Origin of the sequence: Bradyrhizobium sp. LHD-71, from assembly GCF_031157255.1 — a bacterium.
GTDB lineage: Bacteria > Pseudomonadota > Alphaproteobacteria > Rhizobiales > Xanthobacteraceae > P52-10.
This window is the reverse complement of record NZ_JAVIFX010000005.1, coordinates 228,386-247,846: the sequence shown is the minus strand read 5'-3', so window position 1 is coordinate 247,846 and position 19,461 is coordinate 228,386. Positions and strand designations below refer to the sequence as shown.

Annotated in this window: 14 protein-coding genes and 3 pseudogenes; 9 read left to right on the top strand and 8 right to left on the bottom strand. The window is 61.5% G+C overall.

Features of this window, described 5'->3' with window-relative positions:
• Positions 1–30: 30 nt before the first annotated feature.
• The 6 genes and pseudogenes from RCO31_RS07510 to RCO31_RS07485 form a co-directional block, all read right to left on the bottom strand.
• Positions 31–1,731 (bottom strand): glutamine--tRNA ligase/YqeY domain fusion protein, encoded by a 1,701-nt coding sequence (locus tag RCO31_RS07510; RefSeq protein ID WP_308967631.1) that lies wholly within the window; start codon positions 1,729–1,731, stop codon positions 31–33.
• A gap of 8 nt (positions 1,732–1,739) precedes the next feature.
• Entirely contained in the window at positions 1,740–2,189 is a 450-nt protein-coding gene (locus RCO31_RS07505; protein ID WP_308967630.1) for a DUF983 domain-containing protein, read from the bottom strand.
• Positions 2,190–2,632: 443 nt separating this feature from the next.
• The gene (locus RCO31_RS07500) at positions 2,633–3,445 is read right to left on the bottom strand and encodes a transglutaminase-like domain-containing protein (protein ID WP_308967629.1); all 813 of its coding nucleotides are present in this window, start codon (positions 3,443–3,445) and stop codon (positions 2,633–2,635) included.
• Between the two features lie 2 nt (positions 3,446–3,447).
• Positions 3,448–4,497, bottom strand: a complete 1,050-nt coding sequence (locus RCO31_RS07495; protein WP_308967627.1) for a VPGUxxT family thioredoxin-like (seleno)protein, type 2 — start codon at positions 4,495–4,497, stop codon at positions 3,448–3,450.
• Between the two features lie 212 nt (positions 4,498–4,709).
• A pseudogene (locus RCO31_RS07490) lies at positions 4,710–4,984 on the bottom strand (osmotically inducible protein C); the annotation flags it as partial.
• 97 nt (positions 4,985–5,081) lie between these two features.
• On the bottom strand, positions 5,082–5,672 hold the full coding sequence (locus RCO31_RS07485; RefSeq protein WP_308967626.1) for an NAD(P)H-dependent oxidoreductase: 591 nt from the start codon (positions 5,670–5,672) through the stop codon (positions 5,082–5,084).
• Between the two features lie 296 nt (positions 5,673–5,968).
• Here RCO31_RS07485 and RCO31_RS07480 point away from each other — a divergent pair, with 296 nt between their 5' ends.
• The 4 genes and pseudogenes from RCO31_RS07480 (at position 5,969) to RCO31_RS07465 (ending at position 10,922) form a co-directional block, all read left to right on the top strand.
• Positions 5,969–7,663 (top strand): thiamine pyrophosphate-binding protein, encoded by a 1,695-nt coding sequence (locus RCO31_RS07480; RefSeq protein WP_308967625.1) that lies wholly within the window; start codon positions 5,969–5,971, stop codon positions 7,661–7,663.
• A gap of 137 nt (positions 7,664–7,800) precedes the next feature.
• On the top strand, positions 7,801–8,304 hold the full coding sequence (locus RCO31_RS07475) for a Dps family protein (protein WP_374991441.1): 504 nt from the start codon (positions 7,801–7,803) through the stop codon (positions 8,302–8,304).
• 162 nt (positions 8,305–8,466) lie between these two features.
• The gene (gene gorA, locus RCO31_RS07470; RefSeq protein ID WP_308967622.1) at positions 8,467–9,987 is read left to right on the top strand and encodes a glutathione-disulfide reductase; all 1,521 of its coding nucleotides are present in this window, start codon (positions 8,467–8,469) and stop codon (positions 9,985–9,987) included.
• A gap of 228 nt (positions 9,988–10,215) precedes the next feature.
• Positions 10,216–10,922 (top strand): annotated as a pseudogene (locus RCO31_RS07465) (glutathione S-transferase family protein).
• A gap of 157 nt (positions 10,923–11,079) precedes the next feature.
• Here RCO31_RS07465 and RCO31_RS07460 read toward each other — a convergent pair.
• The gene (locus tag RCO31_RS07460) at positions 11,080–12,537 is read right to left on the bottom strand and encodes an MFS transporter (protein ID WP_308967620.1); all 1,458 of its coding nucleotides are present in this window, start codon (positions 12,535–12,537) and stop codon (positions 11,080–11,082) included.
• 582 nt (positions 12,538–13,119) lie between these two features.
• On the opposite strand from RCO31_RS07460, the gene RCO31_RS07455 reads away from it, so the two are divergent.
• The 4 genes and pseudogenes from RCO31_RS07455 (at position 13,120) to RCO31_RS07440 (ending at position 17,137) form a co-directional block, all read left to right on the top strand.
• Complete coding sequence (locus RCO31_RS07455) at positions 13,120–13,428, top strand: hypothetical protein (RefSeq protein WP_308967619.1); 309 nt, start codon at positions 13,120–13,122, stop codon at positions 13,426–13,428.
• 13 nt (positions 13,429–13,441) lie between these two features.
• Complete coding sequence (locus RCO31_RS07450; RefSeq protein ID WP_308967618.1) at positions 13,442–15,115, top strand: FAD-dependent oxidoreductase; 1,674 nt, start codon at positions 13,442–13,444, stop codon at positions 15,113–15,115.
• A gap of 15 nt (positions 15,116–15,130) precedes the next feature.
• A pseudogene (locus tag RCO31_RS07445) lies at positions 15,131–15,382 on the top strand (UBP-type zinc finger domain-containing protein); the annotation flags it as partial.
• A 321-nt stretch (positions 15,383–15,703) separates the two neighbouring features.
• Entirely contained in the window at positions 15,704–17,137 is a 1,434-nt protein-coding gene (locus tag RCO31_RS07440; protein ID WP_308967617.1) for an MFS transporter, read from the top strand.
• A 711-nt stretch (positions 17,138–17,848) separates the two neighbouring features.
• On the opposite strand, the gene RCO31_RS07435 is transcribed toward RCO31_RS07440, so the two are convergent.
• On the bottom strand, positions 17,849–18,580 hold the full coding sequence (locus RCO31_RS07435; RefSeq protein WP_308967615.1) for a LuxR family transcriptional regulator: 732 nt from the start codon (positions 18,578–18,580) through the stop codon (positions 17,849–17,851).
• 220 nt (positions 18,581–18,800) lie between these two features.
• Here RCO31_RS07435 and RCO31_RS07430 point away from each other — a divergent pair, with 220 nt between their 5' ends.
• Positions 18,801–19,433, top strand: coding sequence for an acyl-homoserine-lactone synthase (locus RCO31_RS07430; RefSeq protein ID WP_308967614.1), 633 nt, complete (start codon positions 18,801–18,803; stop codon positions 19,431–19,433).
• Positions 19,434–19,461 lie beyond the last annotated feature (28 nt).

The window sequence follows — 19,461 nt, the reverse complement described above, 5'->3', positions numbered from 1 at the left end:
GGCTACGAGACGAATGCTCTGTAAACTGTCTTATTTCCTCACACGGTCGAGGTGAGCCGCTGGCGACTTTCCCGGGTTCTCGCGCAACGAGGCGGTTCGATTGAAGACCAGCCTTCCTGAGCGAGAATCGTCGTCGTGAGTGAAGTAGCCTTGGCGTTCAAACTGCAATGCGTCACCATGAGGATCAGAGGCGGTTGCCCGTTCGACGAGGCAGCCGCTGAGTGTTTGCATGGAATGCGGATCGAGGTCGGTCACGAGATCCGTCGGGCGCGCCCTCGTGAAGAGCCGGTTGAAAAGCCTGACTTCGGCCGGCAATGCGTCCACCGCGCTCACCCAATGGATTGTCGCGCCAACTTTTCGCTGGCCGCCGCCGGCACCACTTCCGCTGTCGGGATCGTAGGTGCAGCGTAGCTCGACCACGCGTCCCGCCGCATCCTTCACGACATCATGGCAAGTGACCAGATAACCGTACCGGAGCCTTACCTCGCGGCCCGGCGCAAGGCGCCGGAAACCGCGCGGCGGCACCTCACTGAAATCGTCTTGCTCGATATAGACCTCGCGAGAGAACGGTACAATTCTCGTCCCGAAGCTCGCGTCTGCGGGGTGGTTTGGCGCCTCCAACTCTTCTATCCGGCCCGCGGGATAGTTCTCTATCGTGACTTTGAGTGGCTTGAGCACCGCCATTCGTCGGGGAGCCTGCTCATTGAGGACGTCTCGAATAGCGGCGTCAAGGACGCTATCGTCCACCGTGCTGTTGGCCTTGGAAACACCGACGCCCCGTATGAATCGACGCACGGCCTCAGCTGGTACGCCGCGCCGGCGCAAGCCGGCGAGCGTTGGCATCCTCGGATCATCCCAGCCCTCAACGTGGCCGTCGCGCACGAGCTCCGTCAGCACGCGTTTTGACAGGACGGTATGCGTCATGTCCAGGCGAGCGAACTCGAACTGCCGGGGCCGTGATGGCACCGGGAGGTTGTCGAGAAACCAGTCGTAGAGAGGTCGATGATCCTCAAACTCCAGGGTGCAGAGCGAATGACTCACCTCTTCAATAGCGTCGCACTGGCCGTGCGCGAAGTCGTAGCTCGGGTAGATGTGCCATGCCGTACCGGTTCGCGGATGGCTGGCGTTGAGAATACGATAGATGACCGGGTCACGCAGATTGAGGTTCGGTGACGCCATGTCGATTTTAGCACGGAGTACCCGCTCGCCGTTCCTGAACTCGCCTGCTCGCATGCGCGCGAATAGCTCAGCGTTCTCCTCAACACTACGGGCGCGGAACGGGCTGTTCCGGCCCGGACTCGTTAATGTCCCCCTACCCTCTCTAATGTCATGGACGGACTGGTCGTCGACGTATGCTTTGCCGATGTGGATGAGATGACAGGCCCAGGCGTAAAGCTGTTCGAAGTAGTCGGAGGCAAAGCGCAGGCCCTCTGCCCACTCGAATCCGAGCCATTGCACGTCGCGCTTGATCGCATCGATGTACTGCACCTTCTCCTTTGCCGGATTCGTATCATCAAGGCGCAGGTTGCAGCGGCCGCCGAATTCCTTGGCGAGCTCGTAGTTCAGCACAATCGACTTCGCGTGCCCCAAATGGAGGTAGCCGTTCGGCTCGGGCGGAAAGCGCGTGATGACGACGCGCGTGCAGCCGGCATCAACGTCTGACGCGATAATGCTGCGAATGAAATTGTTGGCGCTCGCGTTCACTTCCTGAACACCGCTCTGTTGAGCCAACTTCTACCTCATGCCCGGGGCTTGTTGGGCTGATGTGCGCCGAAGCCGTGCATCTTGAGCGACCATTGCAGCGCGACGACGGTGCCCTTGACCGGCTGCAGGAGAGCGATCGAGACCAATGCCGTAATCGGAAGATAAACGCCGAGCTGAAGCGTCAACGACGGCGCGTAATCGGCTTCGACCCAGAGGATTACCGGAACCAAGACATGACCGACGATAACGATCACCAAGTAGGCCGGCAGATCGTCGGCCCGGTGGCTGGTGAAATCGAGGTGGCAGACTGAGCAGTGATCATCGACCTTAAGAAACGCACGAAACAGGCGCCCACGACCACAGCGCGGACACTTTCCTTGAACAGCTCGCCGAACGGAGAGACCAATGTTCCGCCCGACAGCAGTCTCCGCGGACGTCCGGTCCTCGTTGTGACTTCCAGTGGGATCTGGAACCGTCGTGGCCATCGCCCGTCCTCTTGTATCACACCGTGACAGATTAGTCGGCGACGGCGCTCAAACGTTATTCAGATGGGGCATGCAATCGATAACCCGGCGTGATCACGGCGGCCTGCACGTGTCCATCCTCCAACAGAACGTAGGTCCTTCGCGTCGGATGACGGGCGGGGGGAAGCGGCCATTCGTCTGAGGTGAGGAACGCATTCTTCGACAGCTGTGCCATCAACTCCCATAACGGCATCATAGGGGGTCGTTTGAGTGACTCTTTAGGAGTTTGTCATCCATCTTGAGCATTTGCCTGACGGCGGCGCACGGAACCAGCAGCCGAAAGAGACTTCATGCTTGTTCCTATGATTGTCATACCAGTATCCCGATCATAGGCGGTCGGTCTGGCCTATGCCTCCCGCCATCTACGCCTTTTCACGGTGATTCGATCAGGCGGATGCTGCGCTCTATGGCGAGGCAGGTCTGATTGAACCAAGCGCTTCAAAAGCATCCATTATCCGGTCGCGCGTTTTCTTGTCGGGCGCGACTTCTGACATAGCGAACAGGCTTGCCCTAGCGCTCGCAACATCGTTGAACGCCAACTGCAGACGCGCAAGCCTTTGCCAGGCATCCAGCACTGCCGGCGCGATCTGAGTAATGCGTTGATACACGATAAGGGCTCGATGAGGGTCACTCCCATTCTCTGCTCGAACAGCCTGGTTGTTCAACAACCGGGCCAGCACGTCACGATTGCTCATCCGGAAGACGTTGAGCCTGAAAGCATCGCCTTCCTCGCCAAGGTAAGCCCGGCAAATCGCCGCGATCTTCCGCTCTGGCACCAGACCGCCGCCCGCGAAAGGATCGATCACCACCGGACTCCTCTCGCCGACCTGGACCAGCACATGACCCGGCAAATTGAGCACATAGGCACCCCATCCAGCCCGGCGGGCCATCGCGACATAGAGGATCGACAGCGCAATCGGTAGGCCGCGCTTACGGTCGAGAACCGCGATGAAATCGGCGTTGGCTGGCGAGTCGTAACCGTCGGCATCGCCGACAAAACCCAACTCGCTGTGCAGCACGCGGGATAGTACAGCGGCGCGTTCTTCGGGCAGAAACGCACTCTGCCCTTCATGGCATACCCGGTTCTCGATCTCTTCGAGTGCGCGGAGGTAGGGGCCGATATCGATATTCTCGTGATCCAAATGGCTGATCGCAAGCGATGCTAGGTCGAGAAGGATATCCTCATCCTCGATGAGACCGATGGAGGCGACATCCACGATCACATCTCCTTCCCGATAGCACCAAGCCGCGCCGCCAACGGCGGCCAGCTCTGGCGAATGTCCTGACGATAGGCGTCATCCCTGCTCAATAGCTTTAGCTTCGGATCGGCGAGCCATGCGGACTGCTGCGGGCTGAGCACGTCCGTGAGCGGATCGCGATAAGGCACCGCCAGGTTGAGGCGTGTACGCTGGGCCGGCGTTAGAGGCAGGTGACGGGCGGCATTTTTGCGCAGGTAGAACTGCGGTTCACGATCAAGTTCGAAACCACGACTGTTGGTTGGATTGAACCCTTCCGCACGGGCATAAACATCCAAATCCGAGTGTGAGACCCCGCGTGGATCGAAATGCACCTGTACCACTTCCTCGCCATCGACCCAGCCAGCATCGGTCGTGATGACCGCCGAATGTTGGGCAAGGCTCGTTTCGCCCGACCAGAAGCACGGAGTTGTGTAGGTGACGCATTTGCTGAGGCCATAATCGACCAGCAGGTCGCGCCCCAGCAAGCGGAAATAACCGGGCACATCATCACCAAGCATTTCGAGAACGGTCGTGATCTTTTCATGCAGCCCCAGCGCGTCGTAGCGATCGGCCAGCTTGGGCAGGAGTTCCGCTCCACCAGGTCCGAGAAACCGCACCACGGGGTTGTTCCACGATGGCTCGTCGTAGCGGAGGAGGATCTCGGCGTCTGAACCGGGATGATTGTTGAAGATCGCCACCGGCACGAATCGATCGGCGATCAGTTCCACCATCAACGGATGCGTCAGGACATCCTGCCCAAATCGCACGCACGTCGAACACCCGGGCACTTCCTGGAACAGCAGCAGAACGGGTTTGCCTTGTTCGGCCGCCAACGCCAGAGCGCGATCATGATCGCGCAGCCATTCGACGTCGCCGAGCTCACGATGCTCACGAAAGGAAGTTCCATTTTGCTGCATGCCAACTATATGGTGAGGCCAGTTCGCCATACAATAAAGACAGCGGCCCATTGCCCCCGTATCGATCAGCAGGAAAAATGGTTGTCTCCGCCTCACCTCCTTTTTCGAGTCCACTGATCGCTCGTGCCACCCGACGAAGCCGAAGAGCTTGTTTCTCGAGATTGCCGCTTGCTGACGATTTGGGCGGCACCCGTGAACCATGAAGTTTGCTTTTAGGAAGCCGCTTTCACCCTGTTCGGGGACAACGACGCGGATTCGGATCAAGCGGCCGAAGGGCTTTTAGAGCGCATTCTCGAAAAGCTCAGTCGATACGGAGACCGCTGCTAGTAATCCGCTGCGGAAACGAGGTCCGCTACGTTCGACGAGAAATCTGGTCGACGAGAAGTCGACCTCGCTTGAACCATGTTCGGTGAAGTCGAAGCGCAGAACAGCGATGCCCGCGCGGCCGCGCTCGGCCGCAATCCGTCGAACGGCAACCAAGTCCTTCACGTGAAGCAGTGCGCAAAAGCTCACAGGCCCGCACTGGCCCGCCGGGAAGGTCGAGCCGCGCGGAGCGATTGGCGCCCGAGTGACCGGCGAGCTGAACGGCTTGCGATGTGATTTGGGCTGTCCGCGTCAATTTTGATGCGTCGTTCGTCCAAGTGGCACGGCGTATATCGGCCTGTCCCGTGTGCCCCGGCGATTGCCGGCGCACGCACCTAGTAAGGCGGGGCCCGCCGCGCCCTTTGCGCCTTGCCAGCTTCCGCCCACCAAGCGAGGTCTTCAAGGAATTTTGATAGCGCGAGTCCCAACGAGCGGCCGAGCTCCCGGGTCGCCTGGCTGTAGTCGTCGAGCGCTTCCTCGACAGGCCCTATGGCAGGCGTGCTGGACACGACCAGCATGCCCATCTCAGAAAGCGTGCTGCGCCAGGCGACCGCAGCGCGGACACCGCCTGTGCGACCGGCGGAATAGCTGACGATGCCCGCGGGCCGCCAAAACCATTCTTCGAGAAAGTGATCCGTGAGGTTCTTCAGCCCTGGCTGGACTCCCCAATTGTACTCGCCTACGACGAACACAAATGCGTCCGCCTGACGGATGCTCGCCGCCAAGGCCTCCATCCGCGCGGGCGCGTCGCCCGGCGGATATTCCTTGTACATGCGATCCAAGATCGGCAGGCCGACGGCCTTCGCATCGATCAGCTCGGGCGCGTCACCACGCGACCGGAGCTCTTCGCAGATGTACCGTGCCAGGCGGATACCCTTCCTGTCTGACCGGTACGATCCGTAGAAGACGAGTATTCGAAGCTGCACGATCTTGACCCCACGATCGCTGCTGTCGGAGGCAACGAACCGGCTCGGCGCGCGGCGCGATCGTTACGTCGCAACGGCACGCAGCACTTGACGTCCCAGTGTAGCCATTCGGCGACTTGGTCCGGAATACGCCGAGGGCATGCTATTCATAACGCGGGGTTATCACCGCGCGGACGAATCATCCAGTACAACGAGCGACTTAGTGCAAGAGCGCAAGGCTTTGGCAGTGACGCCGTGGCATCGGCCCGGACGCGGCGTCCGTTTCGACAAAAGCAGGCCAACCGCGGAAGAGATTCATGTCGCGCACTGTCGCGGAAGCCCTCGTCGACGTTCTCGTGGAGGTCGGCGTCAAGCAGATCTTCGGACTGATCGGCGACTCGCTGAACCCACTTGGCGATGCTGTACGACGAAGCACGATAGAATGGGTCGGCGTCCGGCACGAAGAAGGTGCCGCGCTGGCCGCGGCCGGCCAAGCCAAGCTGACCGGCCAGCTCGCAGTGTGTGCTGGCACGACGGGGCCTGGCAGCACGCACCTCGTCGCGGGCCTCTATGAGGCCGCGCGTGACCATGCTCCCGTCTTAGCGTTGTCGGGAGAGATGCCGCGACGTTTGAAAGGCATCGACTATCACCAATACACGGAGCCCGACCTGCTATTCCGGGACGTGTCGCTCTATACCCAGACGATCACCGCACCGGCCCAAGCGCCCGGCGTGATCCACCAGGCGATCGCCACCGCGTATGCCGGCCCCGGGGTCGCGCACCTGACCCTCCCCCAGGATGTATTGTCCAGCAAGATCGAGCACGCCGTTCCGAGCGTCGCGACACTTGGACCGCGCGGAGAGATTCCGCCAGATGAGCGCGAGATCGACGTGGTTGCCCGCCGCGTGGATGCGGCCGTGTCGGTCGCCATTCTCTGCGGTGCGGGATGCCGGGGCTCGGCCGACCTGCTTCGCGAACTGTCAGACCGCCTGAAGGCGCCGCTCGTCCACACGGTGCGCGGCAAGGAGATCATCCCCTACGACGATCCGCGCTGGATAGGCGGACTTGGCATGATCGGCACCAAGCCGGCCTACAACGCGGTCCGAGGCTGTGACCTCCTGCTGATGGTTGGCACGGACTATCCGTATTCGAACTTCCTGCCATCGCACGGGAGTGTCATCCAGATCGACGAACGAGCCGTAGCGATTGGCCGGCGTGCACCGACTGCGCTCGGCGTAAGGGGCTCGGTGCGTCCGACACTCGCCGCTCTCCTGCCGAGAGTGAGGTCGAGGACCGAAAGCGCTTTCTTCGACGAAATCACCGATGGCCGGCGCGCATGGGACAAGCTACTCGACGAGCAAAGCGACCTGATGCGCAGCCGCGATAGGATTTATCCGCAGGCAGTGGCCCGGATAGTCAGCGACATCGCGAAAGACGACGCCGTATTCGTTTTCGACACAGGCCTCAACACGCTGTGGTCAGGCAACTGGATTCGACAGAACGGCAAGCAGCGCATTGTAGGCTCCTTCAATAATGCGGCCGTCGGTACGGCGCTCGGACAAGCCAACGGCATCCAGGCGCTCGACCGGTCGCGACAGGTGATCGTCCTCACCGGGGACGGCGGTTTCAACATGCTGATGAGCGAATTCCTCACGGCGACTCACCATCACTTACCCGTAAAAATCGTGATCTTCGACAATGCGGCGTTCGGGCTCGTCGCGCTCGAGGCCGAGAGCGTGGGACTAGTTCCTTTCCGGGAGGCAATCGAATTCACAAACCCGGATTATGCCGCACTAGGGCGCGCCTGTGGCGCGCACGGTTTCGCGGTCCGCGATCCAGCGCTGCTCGAGGCGACTTTGATCGAAGCGTTCGCGTGCCCGGGGCCCGCGATCGTCGCATGTGGTGTGGTGCGCGACGAGATGCCGAACCTTCCACACGTAGAACTGAAACAGGTTGGCGGCTACGCCGTCGCGAAGATCAAGGAAGTGATTGCCGCTTTCACCGGAGGCTGACGTCCCCGCCTCTTCTCGCTCGTCCGATGCGTCGTGAAACGTTGGCCTCCAGAGCTCGCGCGGAGCGCGCGGCGAATTCGGCCTGCAGACCTGCCACGCGCCAGTATGCAACACCCACAACGAAAAGGACTGCCGACATGACGACAAGCGCTCAAGGCGTGCCGAACCGTGAGAAGGACGAGCCCGCGGCGCGGAATTCGATTGCAACCTTAGCGGCGAAAATCAACGAGGCCTTGGCTGACGCACTGTCGCTCTACCTCAAGACCAAGAATTTTCACTGGCACGTGAGTGGCCCCCATTTCCGGGACTACCACCTCATGCTGGACGAGCAGGCGAGCGGCATTCTCGAAGTGATCGACCCGCTCGCCGAGCGCGTCCGCGCGATGGGTAGCGCGACGATCCGATCGCTTGGGCAAGCCGCGCGGCTGCGCACCATTAAGGACAACGACGCTGATGACGTCGAACCGAATGCGATGCTCGTTGAGCTGATGGAGGACAACAACGCCCTGGCCGCCTCGATGCGTCAGGCGCACAAGCTTTGCGACCAACTCGAGGACCTTGCCACGGCGAGCCTACTGGAGGGCATTGACGCCGCCGAGAAGAGGGCGTGGTTCCTCCGCGAGGCTGCACGGCCGCGCTGACCCCTCGCGTGCCGAAAGTCCAGAACAGGATGCCGGGAGTCCGAAGTGGCTGGGCCTGCGCTAGGACTTGCGGCGGTTCGAATCCAGAGTGAAGCAAAGCCTTGCGCGGGCGCAGAACGCGACAGCGGTTACATTTTTGACGGCCTGCGCAGAACGAATTGGATGGCCGACTTGAGCAACACAGATGTATTACAAGGACCGCACGACGTGCCGCCAACGGGGACCGAGGCGTCGGCACTTTCTCGCGAAGCGGATTTCGACGTTGACCTGTTCGTGATTGGGGGCGGCTCTGGAGGTGTGCGTGCTGCGCGCGTCGCGTCGGGACATGGCGCAAAAGTGATGCTCGCCGAGGAGTACCGGCTGGGAGGGACGTGCGTCATCCGCGGCTGCGTGCCGAAGAAGCTGTTTGTTTATGCCGGCCGTTTCAGCGACACATTCGATGAGGCTGCGGAATTCGGCTGGCGCTTGTCGGTTCCGCATTTCGACTGGCCGTCATTAGTTGCCGCGAAGGACCGCGAGATCACACGCCTGGAAGAGCTCTACGGCGCCAGTCAAGAAAGGGCGGGCGTCGAGATCGTTCGGTCTCGCGCTATGCTCGAGGACGCGCATACGGTGCGCCTTCTCAAAGACGGCCGTCGCGTGCGAGCGCGCACCATCCTAATTGCGACGGGCGCACGGCCCGAGCTACCTCCCTTCGACGGTATCGAGCTGGGCATCACCTCAGATGACATCTTTGACTTGAAGACACTTCCGAGGAAGCTTGTCATCGGCGGTGCTGGATACATCGCGATCGAGTTTGCCGGCCTGTTTGCTGCGTTAGGAAGCGACGTCACCGTCGTCTGCCGCGGAAGCAATATCCTGCGCGGCTTTGACGAGGACGTACGCCAGGCGGTCGCCGCGTCCTACGCGAATCGTGGCATCAAGCTGATGCTTGGCGACAGTATCCGTCGCCTTGATCGGCGGAACGAACCCGCCGGCGCTGGCGACCGCGCCGGAAAAATCGACGTTACGACCGAACAAGGGGGAAAGTTGGTCGCGGACCAGGTCCTGCTCGCCTTTGGCCGCGCGCCGAACACGACATCGCTCGGGCTCGACCGCGCTGGGGTCAAGACAGCGGCGGATGGTGCAATTGTTGTCGACGAGTGCTCACGCACGAATATTTCAAGCATTTACGCTGTCGGTGACGTATCGAACCAATTCAATTTGACGCCCGTCGCGATCCGCGAAGGCCACGCATTCGCCGACAGCGTGTTCGGCGAGAAAGCTTGGCACGTCGACTATTCCAATGTGCCGACCGCAGTCTTCTCCAGCCCAGAAGTCGGTACCGTAGGCCTGACAGAGCTCGAAGCGAGAGCCCAATACCCTGCTGTCGACGTCTACAAGACGCGCTTCCGCCCGCTGAAGGCTGCCCTAACCCGCGATTGCGAGACGTCACTTCTCAAACTGATTGTCGATCGCGAGACAGACCGGATCCTCGGGATCCACATCTTCGCCGAGGATGCCAGCGAAATGATTCAAGTGCTGGCGATCGCCGTGGGAAGTGGAGCCACCATGAGCGACTTCATGTCGGTCATGGCCGTGCACCCGACGATCGGCGAGGAGATTGTTGCCATGCAGACACCGACCGTACGCTACGATCGGCGCGACGCTTCGATCGCACCGATCCCAAACACCGCCCTTTGACGGCAACGGCTCGCTCCGAAAGGTCCCGCTCGGAACGTTGCTGCGTACCGAACGGCTCACCGTCGATTGCAGTTTCAAGCTGCCGGGGATAAAATCGATATCGGCGCGGTTACTTCCGCACCGGTGAAAGCACGGGCGGTATCACGCCGGCCGCGTCAACCGCCAGCTCCTTTGAACACGCGCCCTGCCCTCGGGCGCCATCAGTCTGAAAACCCGAAAGTGAGCGCGATGATCCGGTTCTATTTCCACCCGACGCCCAATCCAGCCAAGATCGCTCTGTTTTTGGAGGAGGCTGGCTACCGTATGACGTGGTGCCGGTCGACACGAGCAAGGGTGAGCAACATCAGCTCTCATTTCGTGCCGTCAACCCCAACGCCAAGGTGCCCGCCATCGTCGACACCGAAGGACCTGGCGGGAAAGAGACACGGGTTTTCGACTCAAGCGCCATTCTGCTGTACCTCGCCGAGAAAACGCGGCGCTTCCTCGGACAACCCGCCGATCGGGGTGAGCTTTTGTCGTGGCTTTTCTTTCTCGGAACAGGCCTCGGGCCATTCTCCGGACAGGCAGTACATTTTCAGTTCGCCGCGCCTGAGGGATTGGACTACGCCGTCAATAGGTATCGCCGGGAAGCGGAGCGCCATTATCGCGTACTCGACACCCACCTTGCCGGCCGCGACTACATTGTTGGTTCTGAATACACGATCGTCGACATGTCGGCTTGGGGTTGGATCGATCGCGCCTCCCGCGTCATGAAGGGCTCAGACGATCCTCTCGCGCCATTCCCGAACATCAAGCGGTGGTTCACCGCGATCGACGGGCGTCCCGCGATCGCGAGGGCGCGCTCCGTCGGAAAGGACCACGAGTTCAAGAAGGTGAATGATGAGGAGACGAAGCGCGCGCTCTTCCCGTCCAACTATCCGGCGAGCGACGTATAGGCGGTCGCCGGATCGCTCGATATACTGAAGGTCTCAAGCGGCAAAGCGTATACTCAGCTCCATGACGAGCTCTCGGAATTATCGCATCTTCGGCATGGCATTGCTCCCATCCGCCAAAATGACAGACCACAGGGTCGAGCAATTCAACGGATGTGGATCATGAACCGCTGGATGATGATAACGCGTCCGGCGTCGGGGTTATTGCAGCTATAAAGGCACCCCCGATCGAGCTCACGGCCGCGACGGCGAGACCGACCTCGTAGCCGGACCCAAATGACGCGACGCCGGCCGCCAGCGCCACACCGGCAAGCTGAGCGATCCGGCTCGCCGCATTGTTGATGCCGGAGGCAAGCCCTTCGTCCATCTGGCCGACGCTCGACAGGACCGATGCGGTGAGTGGCGCCACGAGGACTGCGAAGGACAGGCCAAGCAGCGTCATTGGTACGATCACGCCGACCATCAAGGATTCCTCCTGACCAAGCGCCATCCAGATATATCCAAACGCCGCACCTGTTGGTCCCGCGATGAGCAAAGCCCGCGCGCCGATCCTGTCCGCCAGCCCGCCGAATACACCTGACAGGAGCCCAATGCTTAGCGCGAAGGGCAAGAATGCCAGGCCGGCGTCGGTCGGCGACAGACCGCGGCGGTCGACGAGGTCGAACGGTAGAAGAAAGAACATGATCGACACGGCCGCGTAGATCATCAGAGTCGCGACGTTCAGCCCAAGGAAGGTGTTGTTTTGGGCCAGCCGGGGTGGGGTCATCGGGTGTTTGCTTCTGCGCTCCCACAACCCGTAAACGGCGAGCCCCACAATGGCGAGCCCCGCGACGATCGTTACCATTCCGCCCGACCAGGCCGGCGTGTTTCCGCCGGTGTGAGTGTCACTAGGACCAATCTGGCTGAGCGCCCAGGCGAGCGCCGCGAGGGCCACGGCAAGGATCACCGCGCCGGTCACGTCGAATCTGCGCTGGATTACGCCATCTTTCGGCGCGAAGACGAGCAGAATTCCGACTACGACGAGCGCAAGCGGCGGATTGATCCAGAACACAGACGGCCAGCCGAATTTCTCTGTCAGCCAGCCTCCTAGGACCGGACCGCCGGCCGTGGTCAGAGCCGACGCCGCCGCCCATACGCCGATCGCCCGGTTCCGCTCCGCGCGTGGATAGGTGGCGCCGATCAGGGCAAGGCTGGCGGGGGTGACAATCGCCGCGGCGGCTCCCTGCACGACGCGCGCGGCGATCAGCAAGGCGGGCGAAGGCGCCAGGGCGCACGCAGCCGATGCCAATCCAAAAAGGACACTCCCAACTGCGAGCATGCGCGCTTTGCCGTAAACATCAGCGAGTGCGCCGCCGATCAATGTCAACGAGGCCAACGCCAACATATACCCGTTGAGAACCCATTGAACGGAAGCGAGGTCCGCTCCGAAATCAGCGCGCAATCTTGGCAATGCAACAGGCAACGCTGTCGCATCGATGAAAGCCATTGATGACGCGAGCACGCAGGCCGTGAGCACCATGGGCCGGCGCGCAGGCAGCACTTCCCGTCCCCGCTCTTCCGGGCATGGTTCGGCATCGATGATGCCGCGGCCGCATGGCTCCACAAACGTCTGCACCATTTATCGACCTCGCAATCTGTTGCCGACACGGCCACGCGGAGCTCACGGACTAAGGGGCTCGTGATCCGTGCGCCCGGCACTGATCAGATTGCGACGCCCGATGCGAGCTGAGCGATAGGGATTGTTGCAAGTCATCCCCCTATGGGCACGATCGTTAAATCAACGGCGCGTCTGAGAGACGATCGCGTTCCGAAGAAATCGACCACGCGCACCTCCACGTACGGTCTTGCTCTCAAATTCCAGATGCCCCAAGCCTAGGACGTGTCTGAGACATTGGCGATCGAACCCACGCGAGGGAAATCACCTCTCGCCATAGAGTAGATAGACGATCGTTATCGCCACGAGCGGAGTGACCGTCGCTTCGCTATTCCCCGCCGCTATGGAAACCATACGAACCGGCTATTGGTAAATTTCGTCCCGCGCGGCGATCAATAACCGTTCATGTCGCCGCAAATATCGAGTAACGCGCGTCGCAACCTGCGACGGATACTACTCTATCGCAAGAAATGAAGAGAAAAGCGCTGCCGGATGCAAAACATGGCATCGGTGACCGACCAGGCTCGTCGGCGCGGAAGGCGTCAGTTGGCTTTCTTATCTGCGGCGCCCTCCATCGAGGTTTCGTTTGTAACGACGGCAGCGCCGATCGCGCTCTGCAACATCGCGGAGAACGGGTTCACCAACGCCGGCATCTCGAGGGCCGTGAGAATATCACCGCCTGTCCCGCGGCACGATTACCGGACCAGCGCCAGGATGCGCGGCATCGACGTTAACTGGGGGTTTTATGGGCTGGTCGACACAATGAGCGGTGATCGTCCCATCTCCGGACTTCACCACACGCCGCAGATCTATTCCACCGTTTCCGAGTTGATCCCACGATCCTGGCTGCTGTGAAGGAGTCCACTCGATGAGTACGCGCGAGCAACGCTCATATCAGATGTTTCCCGTGCTCGACGTGGCGCAGATCAAGACGGCGCTGCGCTTCGCCAGCGGGCCGGAGCGGCATTTCGCACCAGGCGAGATTCTCTACGACCACGGCCAGCGGGGAGTGCCTTCCTGGCTTATTTTGTCGGGTTCAGTCGACATATCCCGGCGCGACGGTTTAGACCGTGATGCGGCACTCGTCACGTTTGGAGCGGGCCAATTCACCGGCGAGGTCAATCAGCTCGCCGGTCGCCCTGCGATCACCCGAGCCCGAGCCGGGGAGCAAGGCGCCATTGCACGTCCGTTCGACGCTGCGCACCTGCGAGCGCTGATGATAGGCTCGGCCGAAATCGGCGAGACGATCATGCGCGCTTTGATCTTGCGCCGCGTCGAACTGATCGAGGAAGGCAGCGCCGGCACGATCATCATAGGGGCGCCGGACTCCGCCGCTGTTATCCGACTGCAGAGCTTCCTGTCCCGCGCCGGCTATCCTTACCTGGTGCTCGACGCACGCAGCGGCGGTGAAGGTCACGATCTCATCGAACGATTCGGCGTAACTGCCGAAGAATTGCCGCTCGTCGTCTGCCCGAACGGCTCGCTGCTGCACCGACCGAACGAGATCGATATGGCGCGCTGCGTCGGCATCACGCCCGAAATCGATACAGACAAGCTCTATGACGTCGCGGTAGTCGGCGCCGGCCCAGCCGGTCTGGCGGCCGCGGTCTATGCGGCGTCCGAAGGGCTTTCGACCATTGTTCTCGACGAGCTCGCATACGGCGGCCAGGCGGGTGCGTCGAATCGAATCGAGAACTATCTGGGTTTTCCTACTGGCATATCGGGCCATGCGCTCGCCGGCCGCGCCTTCAATCAGGCCCTCAAGTTCGGTGCTGAGATCGCTATTCCCCTCGCCGTACAGCGGCTCGATTGCCCCGAAGGTAAGACAACCCCGGGGCGCCCCCTGGGCGTGGTCCTCGCTGGCGACCAACGGGTGCACGCCCGCACGATCGTTGTCGCCTCAGGGGCGCGCTACCGCCGCCCCGATGTCGAGCGGCTCGGGATGTTTGAAGGCAAGGGCGTCTCGTACTGGGCCACGCCGATCGAGGCGCGGCTGTGCGAAGGTGAGGAAGTTGCGCTGGTCGGTGGCGGCAATTCGGCCGGCCAGGGCGTGGTCTTCCTCGCGCCGCACGTGAATCACCTCCACCTGATCGTCCGCAGACCGCTCGAAGCAACGATGTCGCGTTACCTGATCGACCGGATCCGGGCGCTGCCCAACGTCACGATCCACGTAGGCAGCGAGATCGTCACGCTCGAAGGCGATTGCCAGAGCGGTCTCACCGGCGTCGTCTTCCGCGATCGTGCCGACGGCTCGACCAGGCATTTTTCGATCAGGTTTCTGTTCCTGTTCATCGGCGCCGATCCGAACGCTGGCTGGCTTGCCGGCTGCGTCGAGACCGATGACAACGGTTTTGTCCTGACCGGCCACGGCCGACTTGCGCTTGAAACCAGCCGACCGGGCGTCTTTGCCATCGGCGATGTCCGCTCCGGCTCGGTCAAGCGAGTCGCCGCCGGCGTTGGTGAAGGCGCGGCGGTCGTTGCGCAGATCCACCAGGCTCTCGCGGCCCAAGCTTCGTCAGGCTCAAACGAGATGGGTCGATGAGCAACCGATGCGGCCATGGCGAATCATTCCGAGCGCCAGGATTGCGAGGAATGCCTGAGGACCTGCGATTGGTGGGTGCATTTACGGCTCTCCTGGACATGCGGGCAAGTTGGCTGTTGCGACGATTCCCCGAACCACCGCGCCACGAAGCATTTCCACGCGACCGCTCACCCGATCATCGAGGGGTACGACCCGCCGGAAGGCTGGGGCTGGTGTTACGTCGATGAAACAATCGTCGAGCTTCCCAATCAAACACCGCAACTGGGCCGATCACGCGATGGGTATAGAAGGCCGCCAACAGAAAGGAGAACGACCGGCGGAAAGTACCGACTGTTGTTCTCGCGACGGTCGGCGCGGCAGATCTCCCTTGTCCTCTTTCACCGCGCGCAAGCGCGGCGCAATCCCACCCCCCGGCGTTCGGCGGAGCAGCACGTGCTGGAAGTGAGAGTGCTTCAGACAGGCCTTACCTGAGATTGAATTGATGTTGCGAAGAGTAATCCGAGGACGCGCATGGCGGCTCGGCTTCAACCCGTTGGCCGACGAGTTCACGCGCTGTAAATCGCGCGATCGAACCTGAGAGACGATGTCGTGAGCGGCGCGCCCCTGATCCTTACCGATGGCGGCCTGGCGCTTTCCGAGCGCAAGGCCATCGGCGCGCTCGACCGCACTCAGGTGCTCGTCGCATCGAGCCTGGGCAGTTGCCTCGTGTTCGTCAGCGCCGCCGTCGTCACCGTCGCACTCGCGGCGATTGGCCGAGACATGCGCTTGTCGCCGCTCGACCTGCAGTGGGTGATGAACGCCGAGCTGCTGCCGCTCGCGGCCCTGACCTTGATCGCCGGCACTCTGGGTGACCGGTTCGGACAGAAGCGGATCTTCGTCGCGGGGATCGCTCTCTTTGGTCTTGGCGTAGCCGCGGTTGCTTTCGCGCCAAGTTTCGCGCCGCTCATCGTCGGCCGGCTCCTGCAAGGCCTGGGTGAAGCCTTGATCCTGCCCAACGGCCTTTCCGTGCTTGGGCAAGCCTTTCCCGCCGACAAGAAGGCCCGCGCGGTCGGCATCTGGTCCGCGGCCGCGGCGATCGCCAGCGGCGTCGCACCCGCGATCGCCGGTGCCATCCTCGATCACGGGTCCTGGCGGATGACCTTTCTGATGCTCTTGCCCGTGGTCGCTGGCGCGCTGACCCTTGGCGCCGTGTGGATACCGGATGCTCCAGGGAATCGCGTCCGGGTCGACGTCGGTGGCGCAGTCCTTTCGACGGTCGGGCTCGGTGGATTGGGCGCGGGGCTGACCAGCCTGACTAACGCTTCCGGGCTGAACCAATGGGTGCTCATCACCTTGATTGTCGGTTTGGGCAGCTTGGCCGGCCTCATCGTGACCCAAAGGCGATTAGGCGACAACGCCATGCTGCCTCCATCGCTTTTCGCTTCGCGGTCGGTCATTGGCGCGAACTTGTTCACCGCGCTCCTCTACGGGCCGTTCACGGTCATGCTGACCCTAATCCCGTTCGTGATGATTCAAGGCGCGCACTTGCCGTCGCTTGTGGCAGGCTTGGCCTTCATTCCCCTGCAGGTGCTGATTACGGTCGTCTCACCGCTCGCCGGCATGCTCTGCCGGCAGTTTGGCCGCCGCTTGCCATTGTTCGCCGGGGGCGTCATCGCCGCCCTGGGATGCGCCATGGCGCTCCGTATCGGTCCGGACGCGACCTATTGGACGGACGTCTTCCCGAGCATTGTTTTGCTGGCGCTGGGCATGAGCCTGGCGATCGCGCCGTTGACGACGCTCGTCCTCACCTCCGTCGAGCCTGATCGCGCCGGAACGGCATCCGGCGTCAACGGCGCGGTCTCGCGCGCCGGTTCACTCTTCGCCATCGCGCTCCTCGGGGGCGTGATGCAGCAGGGCGGTCCTCAGTTGTTCGCAGGATTCCACACGGCGATGGCTCTCGCTGCGATCGCCTGCGTTCTCGCCACCCTCGCGGTGTTCATCATCGAGCCGGGGCCCCACGTCGATTTCATCCCGCGAGACTGACCGGTTGGTGTTCACGATCAGCAGGCTGGCCAAGGCTGAGAGTAAACAGTGAAGAACCACGACGAACCCACAGAGGCAAGGAGAAAGACTATGCAGATCCGAACCATCATCGCCGCCTGGGTCGTCTCGATGGCCGGGCTGCTTTACACCCATGATAGTGAAGCGCAATCCGTCATGCCGAACTTAGAGGCCACCATTCCCGGCATCCCGGGCAAATCGTTGATTGCCTGGAATTCGACTACACCCCCGGTGCGGCATCCTCCTCCCACACCTGTGCGAAGTCCTGAGTGCTGTTTGCCAATCGAGACAGTTGCGCTACGGGTATATGCGTAGGCCGCCGACGGTCCGGCCGGTGATCATCCAGGCGATAGGCCATACGATGCTGAACGACTTCGAGATATCGATCATCCTCGGTATCTCGCGACCGACAGTGGCGAAGCAGCTTCTGTCCGCGCGGCAGAAGGGTCGACGCGATGAACAGGGCGCGCCTCATTGGAGAGGCGATCCGCTATAAGATCATCCGTTGACTTTCACAGGATCAACGTTGCCGCTGGCCCGTGATCGACCGCGTGTCGCCCTTCGCGGCCAACTGGGCGCACAGCACTACGATCATGCGTCGCTCTTCGACTATGACGGCTGACATCGCTACGCGCGCCCGCGCGTTCGATCTCATCGCGAGCGCGGATGCCAACCGCACTGCGAAGGTCCTGGCTATGGCAACAATCCGTGGCGGACAGCGAGTGCGACTGCGTGGGTGACCGTCGAGGCACCAAGATTCCTGCGCGCGTTGTCGAGATGAAACTTCACGGCTCGCGACGTGACATCCAGAATCATGGCGATCTCTTCCATCGTCTTGCCGCGAGACGCCCACGCAAGGCACTGCCGTTCTCGTTGCGTCAACAAGGATGCGGCTCGGTCGGACCACAGCACGTCGGCAATCTTTGCATCGACATGGGCGTGATAGGTGAGCCCAATCAGCTGCAACAAGTCTTTGGCGCTCTCAACTCGACGGTCTAGTCCCGGACTGCGTTCATCGACGGCAAACGTGAATGCCGCAACACGACCGAAGCCTCCAACAATTGGAACTGTCAAACCTGTCCTGATGTTGAAACTGAGCGCATCGTCGAAAAGACGTCGTTCTTTTGCCGACCGCGCGGCTCGCGCCTCCCGTCCGTCCCATCGAAAGGCCCGGCAGGGCCCACTTGATTGATGGAGGATGGGATCAATGTCCTGGTACCGTTGATCGAAATAATAGTCGGTCCAGCTCTTGGGATAGGACGAAATCAGAAAAGGGGCACGGCTGCGCCGACCGAAATACGCGAACCAGCGAAACCCGAGAGTGTGTGCGGCCCGCTCCGCGATACGCTGAAAATCATTCTCTGTGACTGCCGTATGAACACCATCCATAAATTCATAACAGGCTTGCTCTACCTCTTTTGTCATTAAGCCCCCTTCGAGGTTCTTCTGGCATTGTCTCCCGACTCTCACCCGCGTCGACGATGCGCGCGGCTTTGTTGTGCAGCCGAACTGTATTGCCGCCATGGGGCAACTTTTGGGCGCTGCTATTCACTACCAGCAGCCCTGCCAAAACAGACAGGTCACAGTCGCAATCCTGCCTGCTTTCGTTCGCTCCAGCCGGTCACCGATAGCTGGAGATTCGAAATTGAAAGTTGTTGCCTTCGCGCCCTCCGAATTTTCGAAGCATTCTGAACTGGCGCTGAAAATGCACAGCCTGCGCCGGCGCGTATTCAAGGATCGGCTGGACTGGACGGTCTCTGTGTCAGCCGGATTGGAGAGCGACGAATATGATTTGCTGTCTCCCAACTACCTCCTGGTTCTTGACGCGCAGGACGTTGTCGGTTGCGTGCGCCTCCTGCCAACGACCGGCGGAAATATGCTCGCTGACACGTTTTCCGACTTGCTGGACGGTCGGCCGGCGCCGGCGTGCGAGCGAGTGTGGGAGAGCTCGCGCTTCTGTGTTGACACTCGAAAGGCGGATGCCACGGCTGACAACGGCCTGAAGCACGCGACCTTCTTGCTCTTCGCCGCCATGATTGAATGGGGCTGCAAGCATGGCCTGGAGGCGATTGCCACGGTCACGGATCTCAGAATGGAGAGAATTCTTCGACGAGCCGGCTGGGGTCTCGAGCGTCTCGGTGAACCGCGCCAGATTGGAACCACCAAAGCTGTCGCGGGACTGTTGCCGGTGAGCGAAGGCGCTCTTGCAGGGATCCGCGCCGTTGGGAGAATTTCCGGACCCGTGCTCGCGCCGCCGAGCCTGGCGCTCGCAGCGTGACCGCCGCGACAATTGCGGCCTTCTCTCA